Below are 20312 nucleotides of genomic sequence, written 5' to 3'. Positions count from 1 at the left end.
AGCCGATTCGGGCTAGGAGAGGAGTTGCATACCCGATGCCCGAGGGCTTAATCGTAAAAGCTTTAAGCGGTTATTATTACGTGCAAAATTTCGACGGCGGACAGCCGGTGCAATGCCGAGGAAGAGGAATCTTCAAGAAACGGGGACAATCCCCGTTAGTCGGGGATCGCGTCGTATACAGCGACACGGAGAACGGTGAAGGGACGGTCGAGGAAATATTGGCTCGCAAGTCCGAGTTGATCCGTCCGCAGATCGCGAACGCCGACTTGGCGATTCTTGTTTTCTCCGTCGTGCGTCCGGAAATCAGCCTCGTATTGCTCGATAAGTTTCTCGTGCACACCGAGCATGCAAGGATGGATGCCGTCATCGTGCTCACGAAGCTGGATCGGATTCCCGATGGAGAAGAAGGCGTTCGTATCCATCGGGATATCGAGAATGCACGCAAGCTATATTCGTCCATCGGATATCAAGTGCTGTTGACTAGCGCGCACCAGGGCGAAGGGATGGAAGAGCTGCGTTCGGCGCTCGCCGGCCATATTAATATGCTCGCCGGACAATCGGGCGTCGGCAAATCTTCTCTCGTTAACGCGCTCGTACCTGGCCTTAAGCTTGAGACGAACGAGATCAGCGACAAGCTTGGCCGGGGGAAGCATACGACCAGGCATGTCGAGCTCGTTCCGATTGCCGGAGGCGGATATATGGCGGATACGCCGGGATTTAGCCAACTTGATTTCGCGGAACTCGGCATCGACGAGATCGGCTCCTGTTTTCGCGAATTCGCGGAGCTATCTTCCGGATGCAAATTCCGTGGTTGCACCCATACGCACGAACCTCGCTGCGCCGTTATTCAAGCTAAGGAGGAAGGATCCGTCGCAACGAGCAGATACGACAACTACGTTAACTTCATGACGGAATGGAAAGAAACAAAGCGGAGGTATTAACATGACAATCATCGCACCCTCAATCCTTGCTTCCGATTTTGCCGCGCTGGGGGACGAAGTCCGCAGCATTGAAGCCGCGGGAGCGGATTGGGTTCATATCGATATTATGGATGGACATTTCGTGCCGAATCTGACATTCGGACCGCCAATCGTGTCTATGATCCGTCCGGTTACGAAATTGTTCTTCGACGCGCATCTGATGGTCGAGAATCCGCAATCGTTGTTTCCGGCATTGGCAGCGGCCGGAGCGGACCGGATTACCGTGCACCCGGAAGCTTGCGTTCATCTCCACCGGACCCTCTCGGAAATCCGCGGACTCGGAATGAAGGCCGGTGTCGCCTTAAACCCGCACACGCCATTATCCGTACTTGAATATATATTAGATGAAATCGATCTCGTACTCATTATGACGATCAATCCAGGCTTTGGAGGCCAATCGTTCCTGCCTTCCATGCTGCCTAAGCTTCGCCAGCTTCGCGAGATGCTGGTACGGCACGGCCGCCAGGATATTTACATTCAAGTAGACGGAGGCATCAATGCGGAAACCGCCGTTCAAGTGAAGGAAGCGGGAGCCAATTCCTTGGTGGCGGGCACCTATATTTTCAATCATGAGGATCGGGAAGCCGCAATCGCTTCCTTGCGATAAGCTATCATTTAAACATTTGGGCTGTCTCATCTCAATTGTCTGGTATAGGACAAATTCAACTCCGCATACATTGGAATCAATAGCGCTTCGAACGTTAGAAGCCGGCAAGGGTTCAGCCTGCGGAGGGGGGATGGGAAGATGAAGTTTTACACCATCAAGCTGCCGAAATTTTTGGGTGGCTTCGTCAAAGCGATTCTCAACACTTTTCACAAAAATTGACGCCTACGAGGGCTACGACACAAAAAAAAGAACCGTCAGATTGCCTGACGGTTTTTTCTTCATGGCCATTAAAGCCGATTGCGTGAATTATACGCGAGTTACTGCTCCGGATTTCAAAGCACGTGCGCTTACGTATACACGTTTAGGTTTACCGTTCACCAGAATGCGCACTTTTTGTACGTTAACCCCCCAAGAACGGCGGGTAGTGTTATTCGCGTGAGATTTGTTGTTACCGGAACCTGGTTTTTTCCCTGTGATATAACATTTACGAGCCACTAAAAATACACCTCCCTGCCACGTCCATACAAATACTTCACTATCTTAGCACAGCGGGTAACTTGATGCAACGGAAAAAGCGGGCAATAACGGACCTAAACGCCTTAATGATGAGATTTCCCCATAATACGGCTTCATTCTCCCCTTTTTTTATAGTACAATGAGATATGGTCCATAATAAAGGCATAAAGGAGTGAATTTCCATGCCTCTGCAGCTTGTCTCGGAGAACGGAAAAATTGATGTCGCTGATCAAGTCATCGCTGTAATCGCCGGTTCTGCGGCATTGGATTGTTATGGACTCGTTGGAATGGCTTCTCGTAAAGGATTGAAGGACGGAATCGCCGAGCTGCTAGGTCGCGAGAACTTGTCTCGGGGCGTGGAAGTGCGCCATGAAGGCGAGCTCGTTCATCTCGATCTTTATGTCATCGTAAGTTACGGAACCAAGATTTCCGAGGTGGCACATAACATTCAATCTAAAGTAAAGTACGTCTTAGAAGAGGTCGTCGGATTAAAAGTCGATCTGGTGAACGTGAATGTTCAAGGAGTGCGAGTATTGAAGTAGCTTATTAGGAAGGGGAATTCAGCATTGAGTAAGCGCTTCTTGAACGGTAACGAATGGGCGGCCATGATTCTGGTCGGGGCGGAGCGGTTAACCCGCAACGTAGACCGGGTGAATGCCTTGAACGTGTTTCCCGTGCCGGACGGCGATACGGGAACGAATATGAACTTAACGATGACGGCCGGAGTGGCCGAATTAAAAAATAAACCATCCGAGGAAGTCGGACGCGCGGCGGAAGTTCTGTCGAAGGGACTTCTGATGGGCGCGCGGGGCAATTCGGGAGTCATCTTGTCCCAATTGTTCCGTGGATTCGCGCGGGCCATTTCCGGCCAGCGCGAGCTCACGGTGCCTCTGTTCGCCAACGCTCTGCAACAGGGAGTTGATACCGCTTACAAAGCGGTCGTTAAACCTGTCGAAGGGACGATTCTGACCGTTGCGCGCGAAGCCGCGCGTCATGGTCTCAACGCGGTGCGTCGCACGTCCGATCTTAAAGAATGGATGCTTGAAGTTCATGCCAAGTCATTGGAGACTTTAGCGAGAACGCAAGATATGCTGCCGGTATTAAAGCAAGTCGGCGTCGTCGATTCGGGCGGGCAAGGACTTGTTTATTTGTACGAGGGTTTCGTGGACTATTTAAGCGACGGGAATTTCGAATCTTCCGTCGAGCAGGAATCTTACGCTAGGCCGGTTCCGCCTGTTCAACAGGTTGCAGCCGCGCCAGCAGTCCGAATAGCCGGAGCCCCGAACGCGGCTGCGCAATCGAAGATCGCTACGGAGAGCATCGCTTTCCCTTACGATATGGAGTTCTTCATCCAGCGGGTGACGACGAGCTCGCCTTTCCCGGAACAAACTTTCCGCAAGGCTTTGGAACGGGACGGAGATTCGATCATTCTCATCGAGGACGAAGGGATCGTGAAAGTTCACGTTCATTCCAGGCGGCCGGGAGACGTCATGAATTTAGCGCTGACGTATGGCGAAATTACCCATATTCATATTCTTAACATGCAAGAGCAGCATCGCGAGCTTCTGGCGCAACAACCGGAAACGAAGGAAAGAGGCTTGCCTTTAGTGAACTCGGATGAACCTGCTTACGGTACGCCTGTCGTCGATTACGCTTTGCCGGGCGTCGTTAACCTGCCTTCCGTAACGGCTTCTCCCGAGAGCGAAATGAATCCGGACGTATACGAGATGGCTTCCTACGGCGTCGTAGCCGTAAGCGTCGGGGAAGGGAATGCGGAACTGTTCAGAAGCCTCGGCGTAGATATCGTGCTTTCCGGCGGACAGAGCATGAACCCGAGCACGGAAGATTTGCTTGGCGCGATCACCTCCCTATCCGCCCATCACATTATCGTGCTGCCGAATAATCCGAATATTATTATGGCTGCCAAGCAAGCCGCGGAGCTGTCGGAACGTCCCGTAACGGTGCTCCCAACTCGGACGTTGCCGCAAGGGATGGCCGCGATGTTGGCCTTCCAAGAGAACGATTCCGAAGCTTCGAACGTTGACCGGATGACTAAAGCCTACGAGCGCGTGATTAGCGGTTCCGTGACCCAGGCGGTCAGAGATACCGACATGGATGGCATTGCGATTAAAGAAGGCCATTATATCGGCATCAAAGACAAAACGATCGTAGCTTCGGCATCGTCGCTAATCGAGGCATGTCAGTCTCTCTTAAGCGAGTTGATCGTATCGGGCGGAGAAATCTTAACGATTCTGACCGGAGAAGACGCCGACGAAGAACATACGGAAGAGCTGGAACAATGGCTCGCCGAGCAATATCCCGACGCGGAAGTCGAGGTGCACGAAGGCGGACAGCCATTGTATCCTTACTTGTTCGCTGTAGAACCGTAATCATCCAAATTGGCGATGGAGGGACAAGCAATGGCATCTGTTGTTCTGGTGACGGATAGTACGGCGGATATTCCGGTCGAAATTCGGGAGAAGCTTGGCATATCGATGGTGCCGCTTAAAGTTAACTTCGGGGATGACAGTTATTTGGACAACATCACGTTGCAGCCGGCGCAATTTTATGAGAAATTAACGTCGTTCGGAGGTCTCGCGACGACTTCGCAGCCTTCCCCGGCGGATTTCTACGAAGTGTACAAAAAGCTGACGGACGATGGCCACTCGGTTATCTCGATCCAATTGTCGGCCGCGCTGAGCGGAACCTATCAATCCGCGACGATCGCGAAATCGATGCTTGACGAAGGCGCCGACGTTACGATCATCGACTCTAAATCCGCATCTTTCGGATATGGGAAATTGGTCGTTACCGCAGCCGAGATGGCGCTTGCCGGAGCTTCCAAAGAAGAAATCATCGAGAAAGTCAATTGGATGCGTTCGGAACTGCGGCTCTATTTTCTCGTAGACACATTGGAGTATTTAGGAAAAGGCGGACGTATCGGCAAAGCTTCGGCGGTTCTGGGTTCGCTTCTAAATATTAAACCGATCTTATCCATAGATGCTGAAGGAACGGTATTCCCATTCGATAAAGCAAGAGGGCAGAAACGGGCGATGGCTCGAATCGCCGAAGTGTTGGAAGCCGATTTCAAGGACAAACCGGTCAATCTAACGATTGCCTCGACCCCGGGGCACGTAGCCGGCGTTTCCGAAATGACCGAACTTATTAAACAACGGTTGAACGTTCAAGTGTACCAAGAAACGGAAATCGGGCCGGTTATCGGCACGCATGCGGGTCCGGGTACGATCGGATTGTTCGTGTTCCCGTTAAGCAAATCATAGAAGAGATTTAGTCTATAAAGAGGTTGGTCTAATGTCTAATCATTTGTTCCAGATTCCTCTGACGAAACTTCAAGGCGTGGGTCCTCAGAAAGCGGAGGAGTTCCACGCCTTGGGTATTTCCACCGTCGGAGATTTGCTCGAGTATTACCCGTTCCGCTACGAGGACTATAGAATACGCGAATTAAGCGAAGTGAAGGACGGGGAACGGATCACGATCCAAGGGACGATCGCCTCGATGCCTTCGATGCAGCGATACGGCGGGAAGTCCAGGCTGATCTGCCGGGTTACGGTGGAGTCGATGCTCGTGACCGCGGTTTGGTTCAATAGAGCGTTCCTGAAGGATCAATTAACGCTAGGTAGAGAAATAACCCTAACGGGAAAATGGGATCAACGAAGACGCCACTTAACGGTCGCCGATTCGGAATTTCCCGATCGCAGCTCGGCCAAGACGGGGACGCTTCAACCGGTTTATTCCGTCGGCGGAAGCATCACGCAAGCGGCGATCCGGAAGTTGATCGACCGTGCGTTAAATCAGTTCGGTTCGCTTATTCCGGAAATTTTGCCTCCCGAGCTGCTGGACAAGCATTCGCTTATCCCCCGCCGGGAAGCCATCTCCGGCATACATCGCCCCGAGAACACCCGAGAAGGCACGGAAGCGAGACGCCGAATGGTGTACGAGGAGTTGTTCTTGTTTCAGCTTAAGCTGCAGGCTTATCGTGCGACGCATCTCAAGCAAGCCGACGGCTTAGTCCAGCCCGTTAACAATGACGAGATTCGCAGCTTTGTAGGCGCTCTTCCGTTCTCGTTAACGGATTCGCAGAAACAGGTCATTAACGAAATTCTTCACGATATGAAGCAGCCCTACGCCATGAATAGACTGCTCCAAGGAGACGTAGGCGCGGGTAAAACGGTGGTCGCGGCGGTAGGACTGTACGCTACGGTTAGGGCGGGACATCAAGGCGCGCTCATGGTGCCTACGGAAATTTTGGCGGATCAGCACGTCCGATCGCTGGGTAAGATGTTCGAACCGTACGGCATCCAAGTCGGTTTGCTGACCGGCAGCCTCACCGAACGCAAACGCCGGGACCTGATCGCTTCCTTGCAGATGGGATTGCTGGATATTGTCGTCGGAACGCATGCGCTTATCCAGGAGGACGTGTTTTTCAGGAGCCTTGGCCTAGTCGTAACGGACGAGCAGCATCGCTTCGGCGTAAACCAGCGAAGTATTCTGCGGCGCAAAGGGATGAACCCGGACGTGTTGACGATGACGGCAACGCCGATTCCAAGGACGCTGGCGATAACCGTATTCGGCGACTTGGATGTATCTACTTTGCGAGAGCGTCCGAAAGGACGCAAACCGATCAAGACGTATTCGGTAAAGCATCAAATGATGGATAGAGTTCTCGGTTTTATTCGCAAGGAAGCGGAGCAAGGAAGACAGACGTTCTTTATTTGCCCCTTGATCGAAGAGTCGGAGAAAATCGACGTTCAGAACGCGATAGACTTGCATATTCAGTTAACTCAAGCTCTCCCCGAGCTGTCTATTGGCCTGCTGCACGGACGGATGACGGCTGGGGAGAAGGAAGCGACGATGGCCCTCTTCGCGGCAGGGAAGACGAACGTTCTCGTGTCTACGACCGTGATCGAGGTAGGCGTCGACGTTCCTAACGCGACTTTGATGATCGTAATGGACGCCGACCGATTCGGATTGTCCCAGTTGCATCAGCTAAGAGGCAGGGTCGGACGCGGAGAACATCAATCGTTCTGCATTCTCATCGCCGATCCGAAGTCGGAGAACGGACAGGAAAGAATGAAGGCGATGACGGAAACGGACGACGGTTTCGAAATCTCGCGCAGAGATTTGGAAATTCGCGGACCCGGGGAATTTTTCGGGACGAAACAAAGCGGTATGCCGGAGTTTAGACTGGCGAATCTGGTCAATGATTTCGAGGTGTTGGAGCAAGCGAGGGACGATGCCGCGGCGCTGACGGCCATGGAGCAATTCTGGTCTTCTCCGACTTACGCGGAGTTAAGGGAAAACCTGGCGAGGGATGCCAATCTGAACGGCGAACCTCTCGATTAGGGATTTGTCGTTGGAAAAGCGGGCTCAGTCATTTTGCGTCTTTCGGTGGCATATGATGTACCGAATAGCTTGCCGGAAGGAGTGTGACCCCGTTTGAGCCCAGGCTGGCAAAAGTTCGGCATCAAGGCCGAGTTCGTGGAACGAGTTAAAGTGAAAATGAAAAACCCTGCGACAAAAGAGCGTATTAAAGGTCATCTAGAGGGCGCCACGAAAAGCGACTTGCAGGACCGGACGAAAGTTCGTAGATGGGTGAAGACGTTTGCCAAGATCTTAAATGAACCCATAACGGAGACGCAAGAGGATCAGTTGGTTAATTTTATCATCGCCCAGAAAATCGATCCCAACAATATGCTGCATTTGTTAAAGCTCTATACGATGTTCAAGTAAGCCGGAATGATCAATCAAACAGCGCCCCTCCCGGATTTAAGCCGGTGCGGGCGCTGTTTACGTTATTCCAAGACGGTAGAGCCAACTCTCTTCGTCGTAAAATACACATGTAACCCCTGTAGTTTGTCCACGCGCAAGCGTGAATTGGACATACACTATACCAACTTCACAAAGAAGGAGGTTAACGATATGGGTGCATTTTTAGATCTGCGCAGCTCAATGAACTCCAGCATAACCGGTTCTCCAGGTACGGCGATTTCGCCAACCCCAGCATTGTTCGGAGTGATCGGCTTGCAGACGAATAACGTCGTAAATAAAGTAATAACGCTGACGGGGATGGTGGGAGTCAGCTCGCTCTTGGTCGGCACTACGTTCGCCATTCAAATTTGCCGCGGCACGACGGTCTACAATCCTGCTAACGTCATCTATACGATGGTGCAAAGCGTTCGGTTGTCCGTATTTGGCGACACGTATGCTTTCACCGCACAGGATCTGCTCGCTCCAGCAGCGGCAGAAACGATCTATAGTTCCTTTATTTTCGGAGGAGCGTTGCTCGGACTTCTATTCACGGGCGTACGTACTGGACCGGAAGTGTTCTGGGGTATCGCCTCGCAAGGAGCTCCAGGCTGACAATCCGAGCATGGAGAGAAGAGGTCGGCGACAGGGGTCGCCGGCTTTTTCTGCGATTTCGAACCCTTTCGGAGAAAATCCGAAATAGAGAACGGTGTCTCGGCGGTCAGGGTTTATTCTTCTTCCGTCGGTAGCAGTTCCTTCAGCATGTCGCTAAAGTCGTCGATCGGTACGGCCAAGCCGGCCGGAACGATCCGGTCTTCATGAGAGATTTCCGTAGTGGCGTATACAACGGCGATGGCTTTGCCATGTTCATCGATGACCGGAGATCCGCTGTTGCCGCTGAATACGGGCGCATCAAGGGCCATTGCCGGCTTCTCGCGGCCTTGAATCGGTACCATGCCGAGTATGTTTCCTTCATTGGCGATTTGCGTGAAATAAAGCGGGTTCCCGATTACATAGACGTGATCCCCCGGTTGCCATTGCCGCTTCTCCCTCTCGATTTCAATGAAAGGAAGCTCTTGACTGCCGATGTCTATTTTCAGCAAGGCAATATCCAACTCGGGATCGCCGCCCGCCAACTCCGCTTCGAACCCCCGTTCGCTTTCAGGGAATTTAACTAAGGTATAAGCATTGTCTTCGATCACGTGATAATTGGTCACGATGTATCCGCCAGAGATATGGAAGCCGGTTCCTTTGCCTTTGTCCGAACTGACCAAGACGACCGCCTCTTTGTAATTTCGGATTTCTTCCCGGATGGACAGTTCTTTCGATTTAAATAAGAAGGGCAGCGTCTTCATGTTGTAAATTTGCGGCCAGAACGCGAGTATATTTCCGATTAGAGCGGCCACGAGCAGGGACACGATCGTATTTCTTATCCATTTGCGCCGTGCGGGAGAAGGAGCTTCGGATTCCTCTTCGACGTCTTCCCACTCCTCATCGGCATAAGTCTCGTAAGTTTCATAAGTTTCATAAGTCTCGTAAGATTCGAGAGTGTCTTTGTTACGCTCATCCTCGGAAACAGGCAAAGACTTCCCGTCGTTTCTATTCGGATTGTTTTCCATGCTTGTTCCTCCTCGGCCTAACGTTTATCTATCCTGCCATTGTACCATAATCGTTTTCGGGATAAGACAGGAACGGCGGGGAATTCGCATATTTGATGCGATTGTACCTACACCACCTGTCCAAGCAGGGAAGGCTCTCGCGACATAAAATGGCTCGAGGTTGGATGCAAAGGAGGAGCTATGTGGTTACCGTCAGCTTATGCATGATCGTGCGTAATGAGGAGAAGGTGCTTTCTCGCTGCTTGGATTCCGTTCATGATTTAATAGACGAAATCATCATCGTAGATACCGGATCGACGGATAAGACGAAGGAAATCGCGGCCCGTTATACGGACAAGATTTACGATAGGGCATGGATCGACGATTTCGCGGACGCGCGCAACTATTCCTTCTCGTTCGCGACGATGGATTACATCATGTGGTTGGATGCGGACGATTACTTGAAGGAGTTAGACCGCGCCAAACTTAAAGCGTTGAAGGACTCTTTGGATACGGAAGTGGATTCCGTAGTCATGTCGTATCATCTTGCGTTCGACGCTTATGGAAATCCGCTCTTCATGTCCAGACGGAACAGGATCGTCAAGAGAAGCCGGCAGTTCAAGTGGTACAATCCGGTCCATGAGTATTTGCACGTCGACGGAAACTATTATTTAACGGATATCGCCGTATCGCACGATAGGGTTCATACGGATACGGGAAGAAATTTGCGAATTCTCGAACAGATAGTTAAGCAGGAAGGCGAAGTCTCGGGGCGCGATGTTTTCTACTATGCCAACGAGCTGGCCGACGCGGGTAAGAACGCCGAAGCGGTGGAACAGTACCTCCGATTTCTTGAATATCCGGTCGAATACTTCGAAGACAATCTTATGGCATGCGCCAGGCTCTCGGCATGTTATCACCAATTAGGGAATCATGATCTGAAATTATCGATATTGCTGCAATCTATGATCTACGACGTCCCGAGAGCGGACTTCTGTTGTTCGATCGGACAATGTTTCCTCGATCAGGAGGAGTTGAACAAGGCGATCTTCTGGTTCAACCTGGCTCTGCAGCAGGAGCTTCCGCAGAACCATTTCGGGGTGCTAAACCTCATCTGTTGGACTTGGCTTCCTCATTTTCAACTTTGTATCTGTTACGGATTAAAAGGCGAATTGGACCTTGCATACGAGCATAACGAAAAGGCTCTAAAGTATTTGCCTAACGACGAGAATCTACTTCAGAACAAAGAAAAACTCGAACAAGCGCTGCAGGCCGAAGGGGGATAACGATGAGCACCAGCATTATCCTCGTCGTTCATAACCAACTGGCAATGACCAAGCGATGCGTCTTAAGCATCCGCAAATATACGGATCCGGGATCTTACGAGATCATCGTCGTCGATAACGCTTCTACGGACGGAACGGTCGGCTGGTTGCGGGCGCAACCTGACATTCGATTGCTCGAGCAAGCGAAGAACGTCGGATTTCCGGCAGGATGCAATATCGGTGCCGCAGCGTCGGCCGGGGATCGAATATTGCTGTTGAATAACGATACGGTCGTCACGCCGCGATGGTTGAGTCAAATGGAACTGGCCATCGGGAGCGACGACCGAGTCGGAGCCGTCGGGCCGCTGACCAACTTCGCCGGATACGGACAGACGGTCGAGACGTCTTACCACTCGATGGACGAGATGCAACGTTTCGCGGAGATTTACAACGTTTCCTCGCCGAATCGGTGGGAAGAAAAAATGAAGCTGATCGGGTTCTGCCTGCTCGTTAAACGCGAAGCTTGGATGAAGGTCGGACCTCTCGACGAGGCGTTCGGAATCGGCAATTACGAGGACGACGATTGGTGCGTCAGGGCGAGATTGTCGGGATATAAGCTTCTATTATGCCGAGATACGTTCATTCACCATGAAGGCCATGCCTCCTTTAAGTCCGTTAAGGATACGTTCAAGAAGGCGATGATCCATAACGGCACGTTATTCATGAACAAATGGGGATTTCATCCGCATATCGCGGTGAATATCCGATCCGATCTGCTTCAGCCTTTGCAATCGGTTAAGCCCGGGATGAGCGTCCTCGAGATCGGCTGCGGTTGCGGAGCGACGCTGCTCGAGCTTCGTAACCGGTACAAGGATATTCGGTTATTCGGATACGAGAGCGAACAAGCCGCTGCTCGAATCGCTTCGTTCGTAACGGAGAGAACATGGTCGCAGGAGGAAGACATCCAGATTCCGGTCGGTTCTAAAGGGTTCGATGCGATCATTCTTAACGATATTTTATCTCTCCCGGTTCCGCTCGACATGCTGCGGAAAATATATAGATGGCTAAGACCAGGCGGAATTGTCGTGACCAGCGTTCCGAACCGAATGTACGTAGAGTATGTCAAAGCTTATCTGAAGCCCGCGAATCCAGTGCCCCATGAGGCGTTCCTCTCCAAAGAAGAAACGATCGATCGGTTTCGCAATGCGGGCTTTGAAGAGGTTGAAATGACGATGATTGCTTCGGAGGAGACGAAAAAGCATGAGATTGACGCCCTATGCTTACTCGCCGGAGAGAAGCGAAGAGACGAATTTACCGCGATTTATTTCATAGCTAACGCGATAAAGGCACCGGTCGGAGGACGTAAACCGACGAAGGCGCCCGTTCCCGCGGGTTCCGCTAAACCGGTGAAGCCGGAGGAGCCTGCAAGCGAATCGCCCGCACCTTCCATGCCGACGCCAGCAAAGTCGGAAATTCTTACAGAATCGACGGTGACGCCATTGACCTATTTACCTAAAGCCCAGGAAGACGTCGCCTTTACGGGGGAAAGGCTTATCCTCAGTTCGGCGGTTTCCGGCTCGCACCCCGACGTGCTCGCCGAGCACGTGTATCGTTACCGTCTTGCGCAACGTTACTGCATTGGCAAAACCGTTCTAGATGCTGCTTGCGGAGCTGGATACGGCGTTCGCATGATGAAGGACGGCGGGGCTATCAGCGTGACCGGAGTAGACATCGACGCAGCGTCGGTGCACCTTGCGAATCGAGATTACGGAGGGGATGGCGTTTACTATCAGATCGGAAACGTGTTGCAGCTTCCGTATTCCTCCGAATCGTTCGACGTTGTCGTTTCCTTCGAAACGATCGAGCACGTGCCCGACGGAACCGCATGGCTAAGGGAAGCGGCGCGCGTGCTCCGTCCGGGCGGAAGGCTAATCGTATCGACGCCGAACCGGGAAGTGACCAATCCGGATCGGTTGTACGGAGAGCAAGTGCGCAATCCCTATCATTGTTTCGAATACAGTCTGAGCGAGTTTGTCGGAGAGCTGTCGGCTTTGTACGATATCGAGGGGTTATACGGACAAACCTTCGTAGGCAAGCATGGGCAAGTCGCTCCGGAATGGAGCGATATAGCGGCCGCCGTAGGAGGCGTTACGACGATGGCCGGATTTAACCCCGATATTATCCGATATTATGGGCCGGCTTCCTTAAGCCGCATGAAGAACGCTCGACCGGCTTACGTAATAGCCGTATGCCGGAAGAAATAAGCCGATAAGGAGGACTCGGCATGGAGGGGGAATTGCGGCCGAGCGAGCACAAGTTGTATTTTCTCGGGGAAAACGCGAATTTGGAAGCTCCGGGATTGATGCATGGCGCCGAAGAAATATCGATCGGTAAAGAGGCCATCGTGAGCTCGGGTCATCGATTGATCGTGACTTCGCCGATTAACGGTTCGCGGCCGAAAATCATTCTAGGAGACGGCGTACAAGCGGATATCGGCCTGATCGTAACGGCAGAGAATCACGTTGAATTAGAGCGGTTAGTCTGGTGCGGACCGCATGCGGTGCTGTCGGATACGGAGGCCGAATACCGGAAAACCGGTCTTCCGGTCTCTAAGCAAGGCTACCGCCATGCCGGGATAAACCGTTTGATTGTCGGAGAAGGCACCTATATCGGAGCGCATGCGGTAATCGAAGGTGCCATGAAAATCGGGAAAGGCTGCGTGATCGGAGCAGGCAGCGTCGTTCGCGGCGACGTACCGGACTATTCCGTCGTCTGGGGCGTTCCCGCCAAGCTGACGGAAATGTTCGATACCGTTGCCGAGGAATGGATTAAGGTCGAGACGGAAGAGGAGATTGCGGACGTTCTGCGTCGACGTAGAGACCGGCCTCTGTTATCGATCTGCATTCCGACTTATAACAGAAGCAAGGAGCTTAAGGTATGTCTCGATTCCGTATTGCCGCAGACCAGCATTAACGGATTGATCGAAGTATGCGTCTCCGATAACGCTTCGGACGACGCGACTTCCGCCGTGCTCGCTCAATACGTGATGAAATATCCGCAGCTAAGAACGATCAGACAATCGGAGAACATCGGCGGCGAGAGAAATTTCGTGGAAGTCGTGAAATTCGCGAAAGGAAAATTCGCGAAGCTCCAAGGGGATGACGATTATTTTATCCCGGGAGCCATCCAGCCGATTCTCTATGCGCTCTTATATCGGAAAAGCCGATTCCTGTTGATCGACGTGCTCAGGAACGACGGAACCGTTGAAGTATTGGAAGGGATGGATAGGCTCGTTACGGAGCTTTCCATTGCCTCCGGATTCATTTCCTCGATCGTGGTCGATCGCGAGGCATTATTGAGCTTACCCGAATTGGATCGGTTTATCGGCACGAGCTTGAACCACATTTATTGGCTTTATGCTTTGCTCGAAGAGGATCCTAGGTTTACCTTGCTTAAGTTCTCGATGTTCAGTTACGCGTTTAATGCTCCCAGAGGCTACAATTACGGAGATGCCGCGATTCGGGGGTACTTGGAAATTTTGCGATATTTCGTTGGGAGAGGACTATCCGAGCCGGTGTATGTAGACGAGAAAAAGGTGCTGCTAGACCGATTCGTCTTGCCGCGCTTGGAAATGATGATCGAAGTCGGCTTCGAATTCGATTTCGAAGGATTCGAAGCCGTATTCACGGAACATTATGAAATGGAGCCGTATTATCCGGAGTATCTTGCCGAGGTGCGGAGAATCATCGCTTTGACCGGGAATCGCTAAACGGGAAGCGATAAGGGAAGCGATAAGGGATAGACATCTTCGGGCGGTTTGTTATAATAGGTGTGGAAAGAAGCGGGTTTCGCCAATTGAATACGCCCCGGGGGAGCTGGAACAAGGCCGGCTGAGAGTGCATCCCATAGAAGATGCAGACCCTTATTACCTGATCTGGTTAGTACCAGCGTAGGAAGGTGGGAGCAGACCAGCTAGCGATAGAGCGTGCTGGCGTGCCATACGTCTTTTGCTATTTAAGACGCCCTCCGGAATCGGGGGGCGTTTTTCGATTTTTTCGTGAAGCTCTCTTCTCCGCATTAGCAGGATAGAGAGGGAGAGGGAAATGAAAGGAAAGAGTAAAGTTTGGCAAGGTTTGGGATTAACGGTATTAGCGGGCATGCTGCTGGCCGGGTGCGGCAACAATGGCAACAATGGCAACTCCGGAGCTTCCGGAAGCGTCGCGCCATCTTCGGAAGGTTCGGCATCCCCGTCTGAGGCGTTGCAGAAAGTGACGCTCGTGCTCGACTGGACTCCGAATACGAACCATACGGGATTGTATGTCGCCAGGGATCAAGGGCTGTGGAAAAAACATGGATTGGACGTAGAGATCATTCTGCCGCCGGAAGCGGGAGCAAGCGCCCTTGTGGCGAACAATACGGCGGATTTCGGGGTCGGGGCACAGGAAAGCATGATCTTGGCGCGCGAGCAGGGCTTGCCGCTCGTATCCATCGCGCCGATCATCCAGCACAATACGTCGGGATTCGCGTCTCCCGTGGACAAGAACATCAAGGAGCCTAAAGACTTCGAAGGGAAATCTTACGGCGGTTGGGGTTCCCCCGCCGAGCAAGCCGTAATCGAATCGATCATGAACGTTCAGCAAGCGGACGTCGGCAAAGTGAACTTCGTAAGCGCGGGTACGGCGGATTTCTTCACAGCGGTGAAGAAAGGCATCGATTTCGAATGGATTTTCTACGGATGGACGGGAATCGAAGCGGAACTGCGGAACGAACCGGTTAATATGGTGTACTTGACCGATTACAGCAAGCAATTGGATTATTACACGCCTTTGCTGTTAACGAACGAGAAGCTGATTCAAGAAAAGCCGGAGCTCGTGCGCGCTTTCTTGGCGGGAGCGTCGGAAGGCTATCAATATGCGATCGACAATCCGGACGCGGCTGCCGATTTGTTGATCAAGGCGGTTCCGGAATTGAACGCGGATCTGGTAAAGGCGAGCCAGAAATGGCTAAGCCCGAAATACAAGGACGACGCCCCGCGTTGGGGAGAGCAGAAGCGGGAAGTGTGGTCCGGTTATGGCGATTGGTTGAGCCAGAACGGGCTGATGAAAGAAGGATTGAACTACGACGAGATGTTCACGACGGAGTTCCTGCCGAAATAATTAAAGTGTGAGGAGTGGAAAACGATGGCTCAAGCGCTGCTAAGCATACAGATTTTACCGAAGGTAAAACCGGGAGAAGAGGTTATTCCATACGTCGACCGAGCGATCGAAATCATTAAACAGTCGGGAGTCGCCTACCGGGTAGCGTCATTGGAGACGACGATGGAAGGCGAATTGGATCAATTGATCGACATCGTTAAGCGGATGAACGCCGCTATGTTCGAGATGGGCAGCCCGTCCGTCATGTCGCAAATCAAACTGGTCGTAGACGGCCAAGAGGGCGCTTCGATGGCTCGGCTGTTGCAGAAATATCCCGATGGGCAATAACCGAACTAGAGGGATATGGCTGCCTGTCGTCACGTTGTTCGCGTTCGTGGGAGCGTGGGAAGCCGTATGCGCGATCTTCCGGATCGAAACGTTCACTTTGCCCGCGCCGTCGGATATCGCCGTTACGATGTACGAAGATTCCGGGGTTTTGTGGGAGCACGTCGTCGCGACGTTTTCTTTGGCACTGGCAGGGCTCGTTTTAGGATTAGTAATCGGGATCGTAGTCGCGATCGTTCTGCACGTGATTCCTTTTCTTAGGGAAGCATTCGCTCCGCTCTTAGTGCTTTCTCAGAACGTCCCCCTTATCGCTTTAGGGCCGTTATTGATGATTTGGTTCGGGTTCGGCTTAACGCCTAAGCTGATCCTGCTCGTCCTCGTATGTTTTTTTCCGGTTACGTTATCGATTCTAGTCGGTCTCGGACAAGCCGAGCCGCAATTGCGAGAGTATTTGGGAATGATCGGCGCCTCTCGGTGGGAGAAGCTGAAGAGGCTTGAATTTCCGGCCTCCTTGTCCTACTTGTTCTCCGGCTTGCGGATCGCGGCTACCTACGTCGTATCATCCGCGATCGTCGCCGAGTGGCTCGGGGCGAACAAAGGGATCGGTTATTACTTGAAGCTAAAGTTTAACGGATTCGACCAACCGGGCGTATTCGGCTCGATCGTCTGTATCGTCACGCTGAGCTTCTTGTTCTACTATGCGGTCGTCATCGCGGAACGCCTAACGATTCGGTGGAAACCGCGTCCGCAAAACGACTGGAAGGGGGCTTCCTCATGAGGAACTCCGTCGGAAGCACGCTGGAACTCATCGGAATCGACAAAGCCTATATGCGAGGCAAAGAGCGGGTATCCGTATTGAGCGACATCCGTCTGCATGTTAAAGCGGGCGAGTTTGTCACTTTAATCGGGCCTTCGGGCAGCGGCAAATCCACGTTGTTCCGATTAATCGGCGGCGTGGAGCGTCCGGATGGCGGACGAATTCTGATCGATGGCAAAGAGGTCACCGGACAACGCGGACTGATCAGTTATATGCCGCAGCAACCGGCATTGTTTCCTTGGTTGTCCGTTGAGGATAACATCTCGTCTGCTCTCGTTACTGCCGGAACCTCGAAGAAAGAAGCTAGAGAACTGGCTGCCGACTGGCTTGAGAAAATCCATCTCAAGGCAGTGGCCAAGGAATACCCTCATGTACTGTCCGGAGGGATGCAGATGAGGGTGAGCTTCTTGCGCGCGCTGCTCATGAAACGGAACGTCATGTGCTTGGATGAGCCTTTCGCTGCTTTGGATGCTTTGACTAGAGCGGACATGCAGCGCTGGTTGCTAGAGCTGTGGGAAGCGGACAGGCGCTCGGTATTGTTCGTCACGCACAGCATCGAAGAAGCGCTCATGCTGTCGGATCGCATATACGTGTTATCTCCCGCCCCCGCAACGGTGTTGCGCGAGATCGTGATCCCATTTGGGCGTCCGCGCAGGGCCGACGTCTGGACGTCTCCCGAGTTCGTCGATTTGAAGAAAGAAGTGCTGGAACTGTTGGGCGAAGGGGATGCGGCGCTTGTTTGACGCTCACGTTCATTTGGATTTATACGGCGATGCGGAGCGGGAGGAAATAATGGAAAACTTGGATTCGTCGGGAATCGAAGGACTTGTGGCCGTTTCGATGGGGATGAACTCTTGTATCGCAAACCGCGAAACGGCCATTCGTTGGTCAGGACGGATCATGCCGGCTTATGGACATCATCCCGAGCTGTCTCCGCTGGAGGAGCCGGAAGTGAACGTTCTATGCGACTGGATACGGGAGCGGGATGCGGGAAACGAGGTTTTCGCGATCGGAGAAGTAGGGCTTCCCTATTATACGCGCAAGGATGCGGAAACGAGCGGGAACGCGTTCGATCTAAAGCCGTATCTGTTCCAATTGGAACGTTTCGTTCGGTTGGCCGCCGAGCTGGACAAGCCGATCGCGCTTCATGCGGTGTACGAGGATGCCGACGTCGTCATGGACATGCTTGAACGTTACGCGATTCGTCGTGCGCACTTCCATTGGTTTAAAGGGAGTTCGGCGGCGATTGCGCGTATTGTTCGGAACGGCTACATGATATCGATAACGCCTGACGTATTGTACGAGGCTGCGATCAAGGAATTGGCGATAAGGGTCCCGCTGCGTAATCTCATGGTCGAAACCGACGGGCCTTGGCCGTTCGAGGGACCGTTCGCCGGGAAACCCACCGTTCCCGGTATGGTTCGCGATGTCTTGATCGAGATCGCAAAGTTGCGATCGGTCGAGGTGAAAGCCGTCCAAGAGGTCGTTAGGCGCAATTGCCTCTCTTTTTACGGTTGGGATGATTTATAGCCTTTAATTGTGATGCTCTCAGATTACATTTTTCGACATTTTTCATAGAATTTCATGGTATAATCGGTAAAAAACCGGAGGTGCGTAGCGGTGAATGACTGGTATTTCGATCGTTATGGACAAACAGCGTTCTTGTTGGTGGAAGGGGATCGATTCGTTAGCCGGAACGGTCGCAATCTCGGTTGGCTTCAGCAGGAAAAGCAGGTTTATACGCTGACGGGTCAGCCCATCGGTTATTTGGAGAAAGGCGTTCTGAGGGATCGTTCCGGCGGCATCGTCGGATTTGCGAGATCCGCTACGGCCTACTTGCCTTCCATCCCTGGAATGAGCGGCGCTCCGTCGGCCCCATCGATTCCCGGAAGGCCGCCTAAGCCGGGATTTGCCGGCTCGGTTAGCGATCCGGGAAACGGCGGGTGGTCTAGCAAGTCGGTTCGTGATTTTTTCGGTACGGATATTTAGAAAGCGATGCAAATTTAGGCTTCATCTACCGCTAAGTGGATTTTTAGCACGTTGAGCCAATAGGGGAGTTAGACAATGAAAAATGATCGTCATCGCCCTAGCCTTATTTCTTGCCGTTCCGAATGTAACGAGCGCAGTGCCGCAAGTCGTCGGCGGAAGTAAAGAAGAGAACCAGAAGCTTGAACAATCCAAAAAACTAGCTCGATACGTAAAAGAATATCAGAAGAAGAATGCATGAAAATAAGTTGGAGATAAGAAAAAGCGGCCTCCGGAATCGATATTCCGGGCGGCCGTTCTTTCGTGTTGTCGCAAATCCGACTTTCAGCCTGCCTACAATTAACAAGGGGGTGGTCAGCTGACTGGCGGACCATAGATCTTTTATCTGTGAACAAAGGATAAAAAAGAGAGTTGTCTGAGCAACTCCCTCGAAAAGTTATAAAGGCATTGTCCAAACAATCTCCGCAATTCGGACGCATACCTGATGCTTATGGGTTTGAAGAAGAACATGATCAGGCTTGACGTCTATAATAATACCCTCGATTCTTCCCCGCGTTGTTTCAAAGCAAACGTAACATCCGACTAGCTTTTTGAGAGCTTCGACCACGTAGGGGTCGACTAACGAAACGGTTTGTATTTGACTAGGATTAATCTGAGCCGGACTGACCTGATTAAGGTGTTGATGATACAAATGAACCACTCCTCGGGTTATATTCGATCACATCATATGCGGTTGCCTATACCGAGGAGTGGGCTATGGAACTCACTAACGCTATTTTAACTTATATCTAAACTTGTCTTTATCGTCGCCCTGGTCGACAACAAAAAACATGTCAATCGCGCCAATTTCGAATAGTTCAGTCATGACAGACCTCCAAAGAGTGTTTTCTTAGTCATACGAATGCTAGAATAAGATGTTTCACCGGAAGCCGCGCAAAGTCGTTCCTGCAGGAGGGCGAACGGTAAGAACCTTCAATTTTCAACCCTGACATCCAAGAATATTAGGAGTGATCGCTATGCCGCCAGTAGAAAAACCAAAGAAGAAAGCCAAGGATAAGAGACCGACGCGCGACGAAGCTATTCTCGAAGAAATCGGGGAGAGACTTGTCGAAGCGAAGAACGAGGAGTCCGAAGTCGTTCTAACCGTTTGGGGGTTGGATGAACCGGTACAAGGCGTTATCGTCGCATTAGATACAAGGACAAGATTAGTCCATGTTGAGAAGCAAGGTGATCTAACCAAAGTACCGTTTATGGATATCATGAAAGTAGATAACCCCGATTGATCGGACTTTCTTCC

Annotated in this window: 23 protein-coding genes and 1 riboswitch; of the genes, 20 read left to right on the top strand and 3 right to left on the bottom strand. The window is 52.0% G+C overall.

What is annotated here, in order from left to right:
• Positions 1-35 precede the first annotated feature (35 nt).
• The 3 genes from rsgA (at position 36) to spoVM (ending at position 1806) form a co-directional block, all read left to right on the top strand.
• On the top strand, positions 36-941 hold the full coding sequence (gene rsgA / locus HH215_RS09905; protein ID WP_169279754.1) for a ribosome small subunit-dependent GTPase A: 906 nt from the start codon (positions 36-38) through the stop codon (positions 939-941).
• Position 942: 1 nt separating this feature from the next.
• On the top strand, positions 943-1587 hold the full coding sequence (gene rpe / locus HH215_RS09900) for a ribulose-phosphate 3-epimerase (protein WP_169279753.1): 645 nt from the start codon (positions 943-945) through the stop codon (positions 1585-1587).
• A 138-nt stretch (positions 1588-1725) separates the two neighbouring features.
• A complete protein-coding gene (spoVM, locus tag HH215_RS09895; RefSeq protein ID WP_041064529.1) occupies positions 1726-1806 on the top strand; it encodes a stage V sporulation protein SpoVM in 81 nt (26 codons plus the stop codon).
• Between the two features lie 87 nt (positions 1807-1893).
• Here spoVM and rpmB read toward each other — a convergent pair whose 3' ends face one another.
• Positions 1894-2082 carry a 50S ribosomal protein L28 gene (gene rpmB, locus HH215_RS09890; protein ID WP_120976086.1) on the bottom strand — a complete coding sequence of 63 codons (189 nt, stop codon included), beginning with the start codon at positions 2080-2082 and terminating at the stop codon, positions 1894-1896.
• Positions 2083-2285: 203 nt separating this feature from the next.
• On the opposite strand from rpmB, the gene HH215_RS09885 reads away from it, so the two are divergent.
• The 6 genes from HH215_RS09885 (at position 2286) to HH215_RS09860 (ending at position 8484) form a co-directional block, all read left to right on the top strand.
• Positions 2286-2645 (top strand): Asp23/Gls24 family envelope stress response protein, encoded by a 360-nt coding sequence (locus HH215_RS09885; protein ID WP_169279752.1) that lies wholly within the window; start codon positions 2286-2288, stop codon positions 2643-2645.
• Between the two features lie 24 nt (positions 2646-2669).
• On the top strand, positions 2670-4493 hold the full coding sequence (gene fakA / locus HH215_RS09880) for a fatty acid kinase ATP-binding subunit FakA (protein WP_169279751.1): 1824 nt from the start codon (positions 2670-2672) through the stop codon (positions 4491-4493).
• A 30-nt stretch (positions 4494-4523) separates the two neighbouring features.
• The gene (fakB, locus tag HH215_RS09875; protein WP_169279750.1) at positions 4524-5384 is read left to right on the top strand and encodes a fatty acid kinase binding subunit FakB; all 861 of its coding nucleotides are present in this window, start codon (positions 4524-4526) and stop codon (positions 5382-5384) included.
• A gap of 31 nt (positions 5385-5415) precedes the next feature.
• A complete protein-coding gene (recG, locus tag HH215_RS09870) occupies positions 5416-7467 on the top strand; it encodes an ATP-dependent DNA helicase RecG (protein WP_169279749.1) in 2052 nt (683 codons plus the stop codon).
• 93 nt (positions 7468-7560) lie between these two features.
• The gene (locus HH215_RS09865; protein WP_256376718.1) at positions 7561-7854 is read left to right on the top strand and encodes a stage VI sporulation protein F; all 294 of its coding nucleotides are present in this window, start codon (positions 7561-7563) and stop codon (positions 7852-7854) included.
• Between the two features lie 189 nt (positions 7855-8043).
• Entirely contained in the window at positions 8044-8484 is a 441-nt protein-coding gene (locus HH215_RS09860) for a hypothetical protein (protein WP_169279748.1), read from the top strand.
• A 113-nt stretch (positions 8485-8597) separates the two neighbouring features.
• Here the strand turns inward: HH215_RS09860 and HH215_RS09855 are convergent, their stop codons facing one another.
• Positions 8598-9488, bottom strand: a complete 891-nt coding sequence (locus HH215_RS09855) for a S1 family peptidase (RefSeq protein WP_169279747.1) — start codon at positions 9486-9488, stop codon at positions 8598-8600.
• Positions 9489-9670: 182 nt separating this feature from the next.
• Between HH215_RS09855 and HH215_RS09850 the strand changes: the two genes are divergently transcribed.
• From HH215_RS09850 to HH215_RS09805, 10 genes are all read left to right on the top strand, one after another.
• Positions 9671-10753: a glycosyltransferase family 2 protein gene (locus HH215_RS09850; protein ID WP_169279746.1), complete on the top strand. Its 1083-nt coding sequence runs from the start codon at positions 9671-9673 to the stop codon at positions 10751-10753.
• Positions 10754-10755: 2 nt separating this feature from the next.
• Positions 10756-12996, top strand: a complete 2241-nt coding sequence (locus HH215_RS09845; RefSeq protein WP_169279745.1) for a methyltransferase domain-containing protein — start codon at positions 10756-10758, stop codon at positions 12994-12996.
• Positions 12997-13016: 20 nt separating this feature from the next.
• Positions 13017-14501 (top strand): glycosyltransferase, encoded by a 1485-nt coding sequence (locus HH215_RS09840; protein WP_169279744.1) that lies wholly within the window; start codon positions 13017-13019, stop codon positions 14499-14501.
• Between the two features lie 89 nt (positions 14502-14590).
• Positions 14591-14705, top strand: a riboswitch (TPP riboswitch).
• Positions 14706-14835: 130 nt separating this feature from the next.
• On the top strand, positions 14836-15888 hold the full coding sequence (locus HH215_RS09835; RefSeq protein ID WP_169279743.1) for an ABC transporter substrate-binding protein: 1053 nt from the start codon (positions 14836-14838) through the stop codon (positions 15886-15888).
• Between the two features lie 24 nt (positions 15889-15912).
• Positions 15913-16215, top strand: a complete 303-nt coding sequence (locus tag HH215_RS09830; protein WP_169279742.1) for a thiamine-binding protein — start codon at positions 15913-15915, stop codon at positions 16213-16215.
• Positions 16205-16990: an ABC transporter permease gene (locus tag HH215_RS09825; protein ID WP_169279741.1), complete on the top strand. Its 786-nt coding sequence runs from the start codon at positions 16205-16207 to the stop codon at positions 16988-16990. The genes HH215_RS09830 and HH215_RS09825 overlap by 11 nt, the downstream gene beginning before the upstream one ends.
• Positions 16987-17772: an ABC transporter ATP-binding protein gene (locus HH215_RS09820; protein ID WP_169279740.1), complete on the top strand. Its 786-nt coding sequence runs from the start codon at positions 16987-16989 to the stop codon at positions 17770-17772. The genes HH215_RS09825 and HH215_RS09820 overlap by 4 nt, the downstream gene beginning before the upstream one ends.
• Positions 17756-18559 (top strand): TatD family hydrolase, encoded by an 804-nt coding sequence (locus HH215_RS09815; RefSeq protein ID WP_169279739.1) that lies wholly within the window; start codon positions 17756-17758, stop codon positions 18557-18559. The genes HH215_RS09820 and HH215_RS09815 overlap by 17 nt, the downstream gene beginning before the upstream one ends.
• Positions 18560-18649: 90 nt before the next feature.
• A complete protein-coding gene (locus HH215_RS09810; RefSeq protein WP_169279738.1) occupies positions 18650-19018 on the top strand; it encodes a 4-fold beta flower protein in 369 nt (122 codons plus the stop codon).
• 82 nt (positions 19019-19100) lie between these two features.
• The gene (locus HH215_RS09805) at positions 19101-19256 is read left to right on the top strand and encodes a hypothetical protein (protein ID WP_169279737.1); all 156 of its coding nucleotides are present in this window, start codon (positions 19101-19103) and stop codon (positions 19254-19256) included.
• 195 nt (positions 19257-19451) lie between these two features.
• Here HH215_RS09805 and HH215_RS36705 read toward each other — a convergent pair whose 3' ends face one another.
• Complete coding sequence (locus HH215_RS36705) at positions 19452-19715, bottom strand: DUF2642 domain-containing protein (protein ID WP_169279736.1); 264 nt, start codon at positions 19713-19715, stop codon at positions 19452-19454.
• Between the two features lie 316 nt (positions 19716-20031).
• Between HH215_RS36705 and HH215_RS09795 the strand changes: the two genes are divergently transcribed.
• Positions 20032-20298 (top strand): YolD-like family protein, encoded by a 267-nt coding sequence (locus HH215_RS09795; RefSeq protein WP_169279735.1) that lies wholly within the window; start codon positions 20032-20034, stop codon positions 20296-20298.
• Positions 20299-20312: the final 14 nt, after the last annotated feature.

Source organism: Cohnella herbarum, assembly GCF_012849095.1.
GTDB lineage: Bacteria > Bacillota > Bacilli > Paenibacillales > Paenibacillaceae > Cohnella > Cohnella herbarum.
This window is presented reverse-complemented; position numbering and strand designations above follow the sequence as displayed.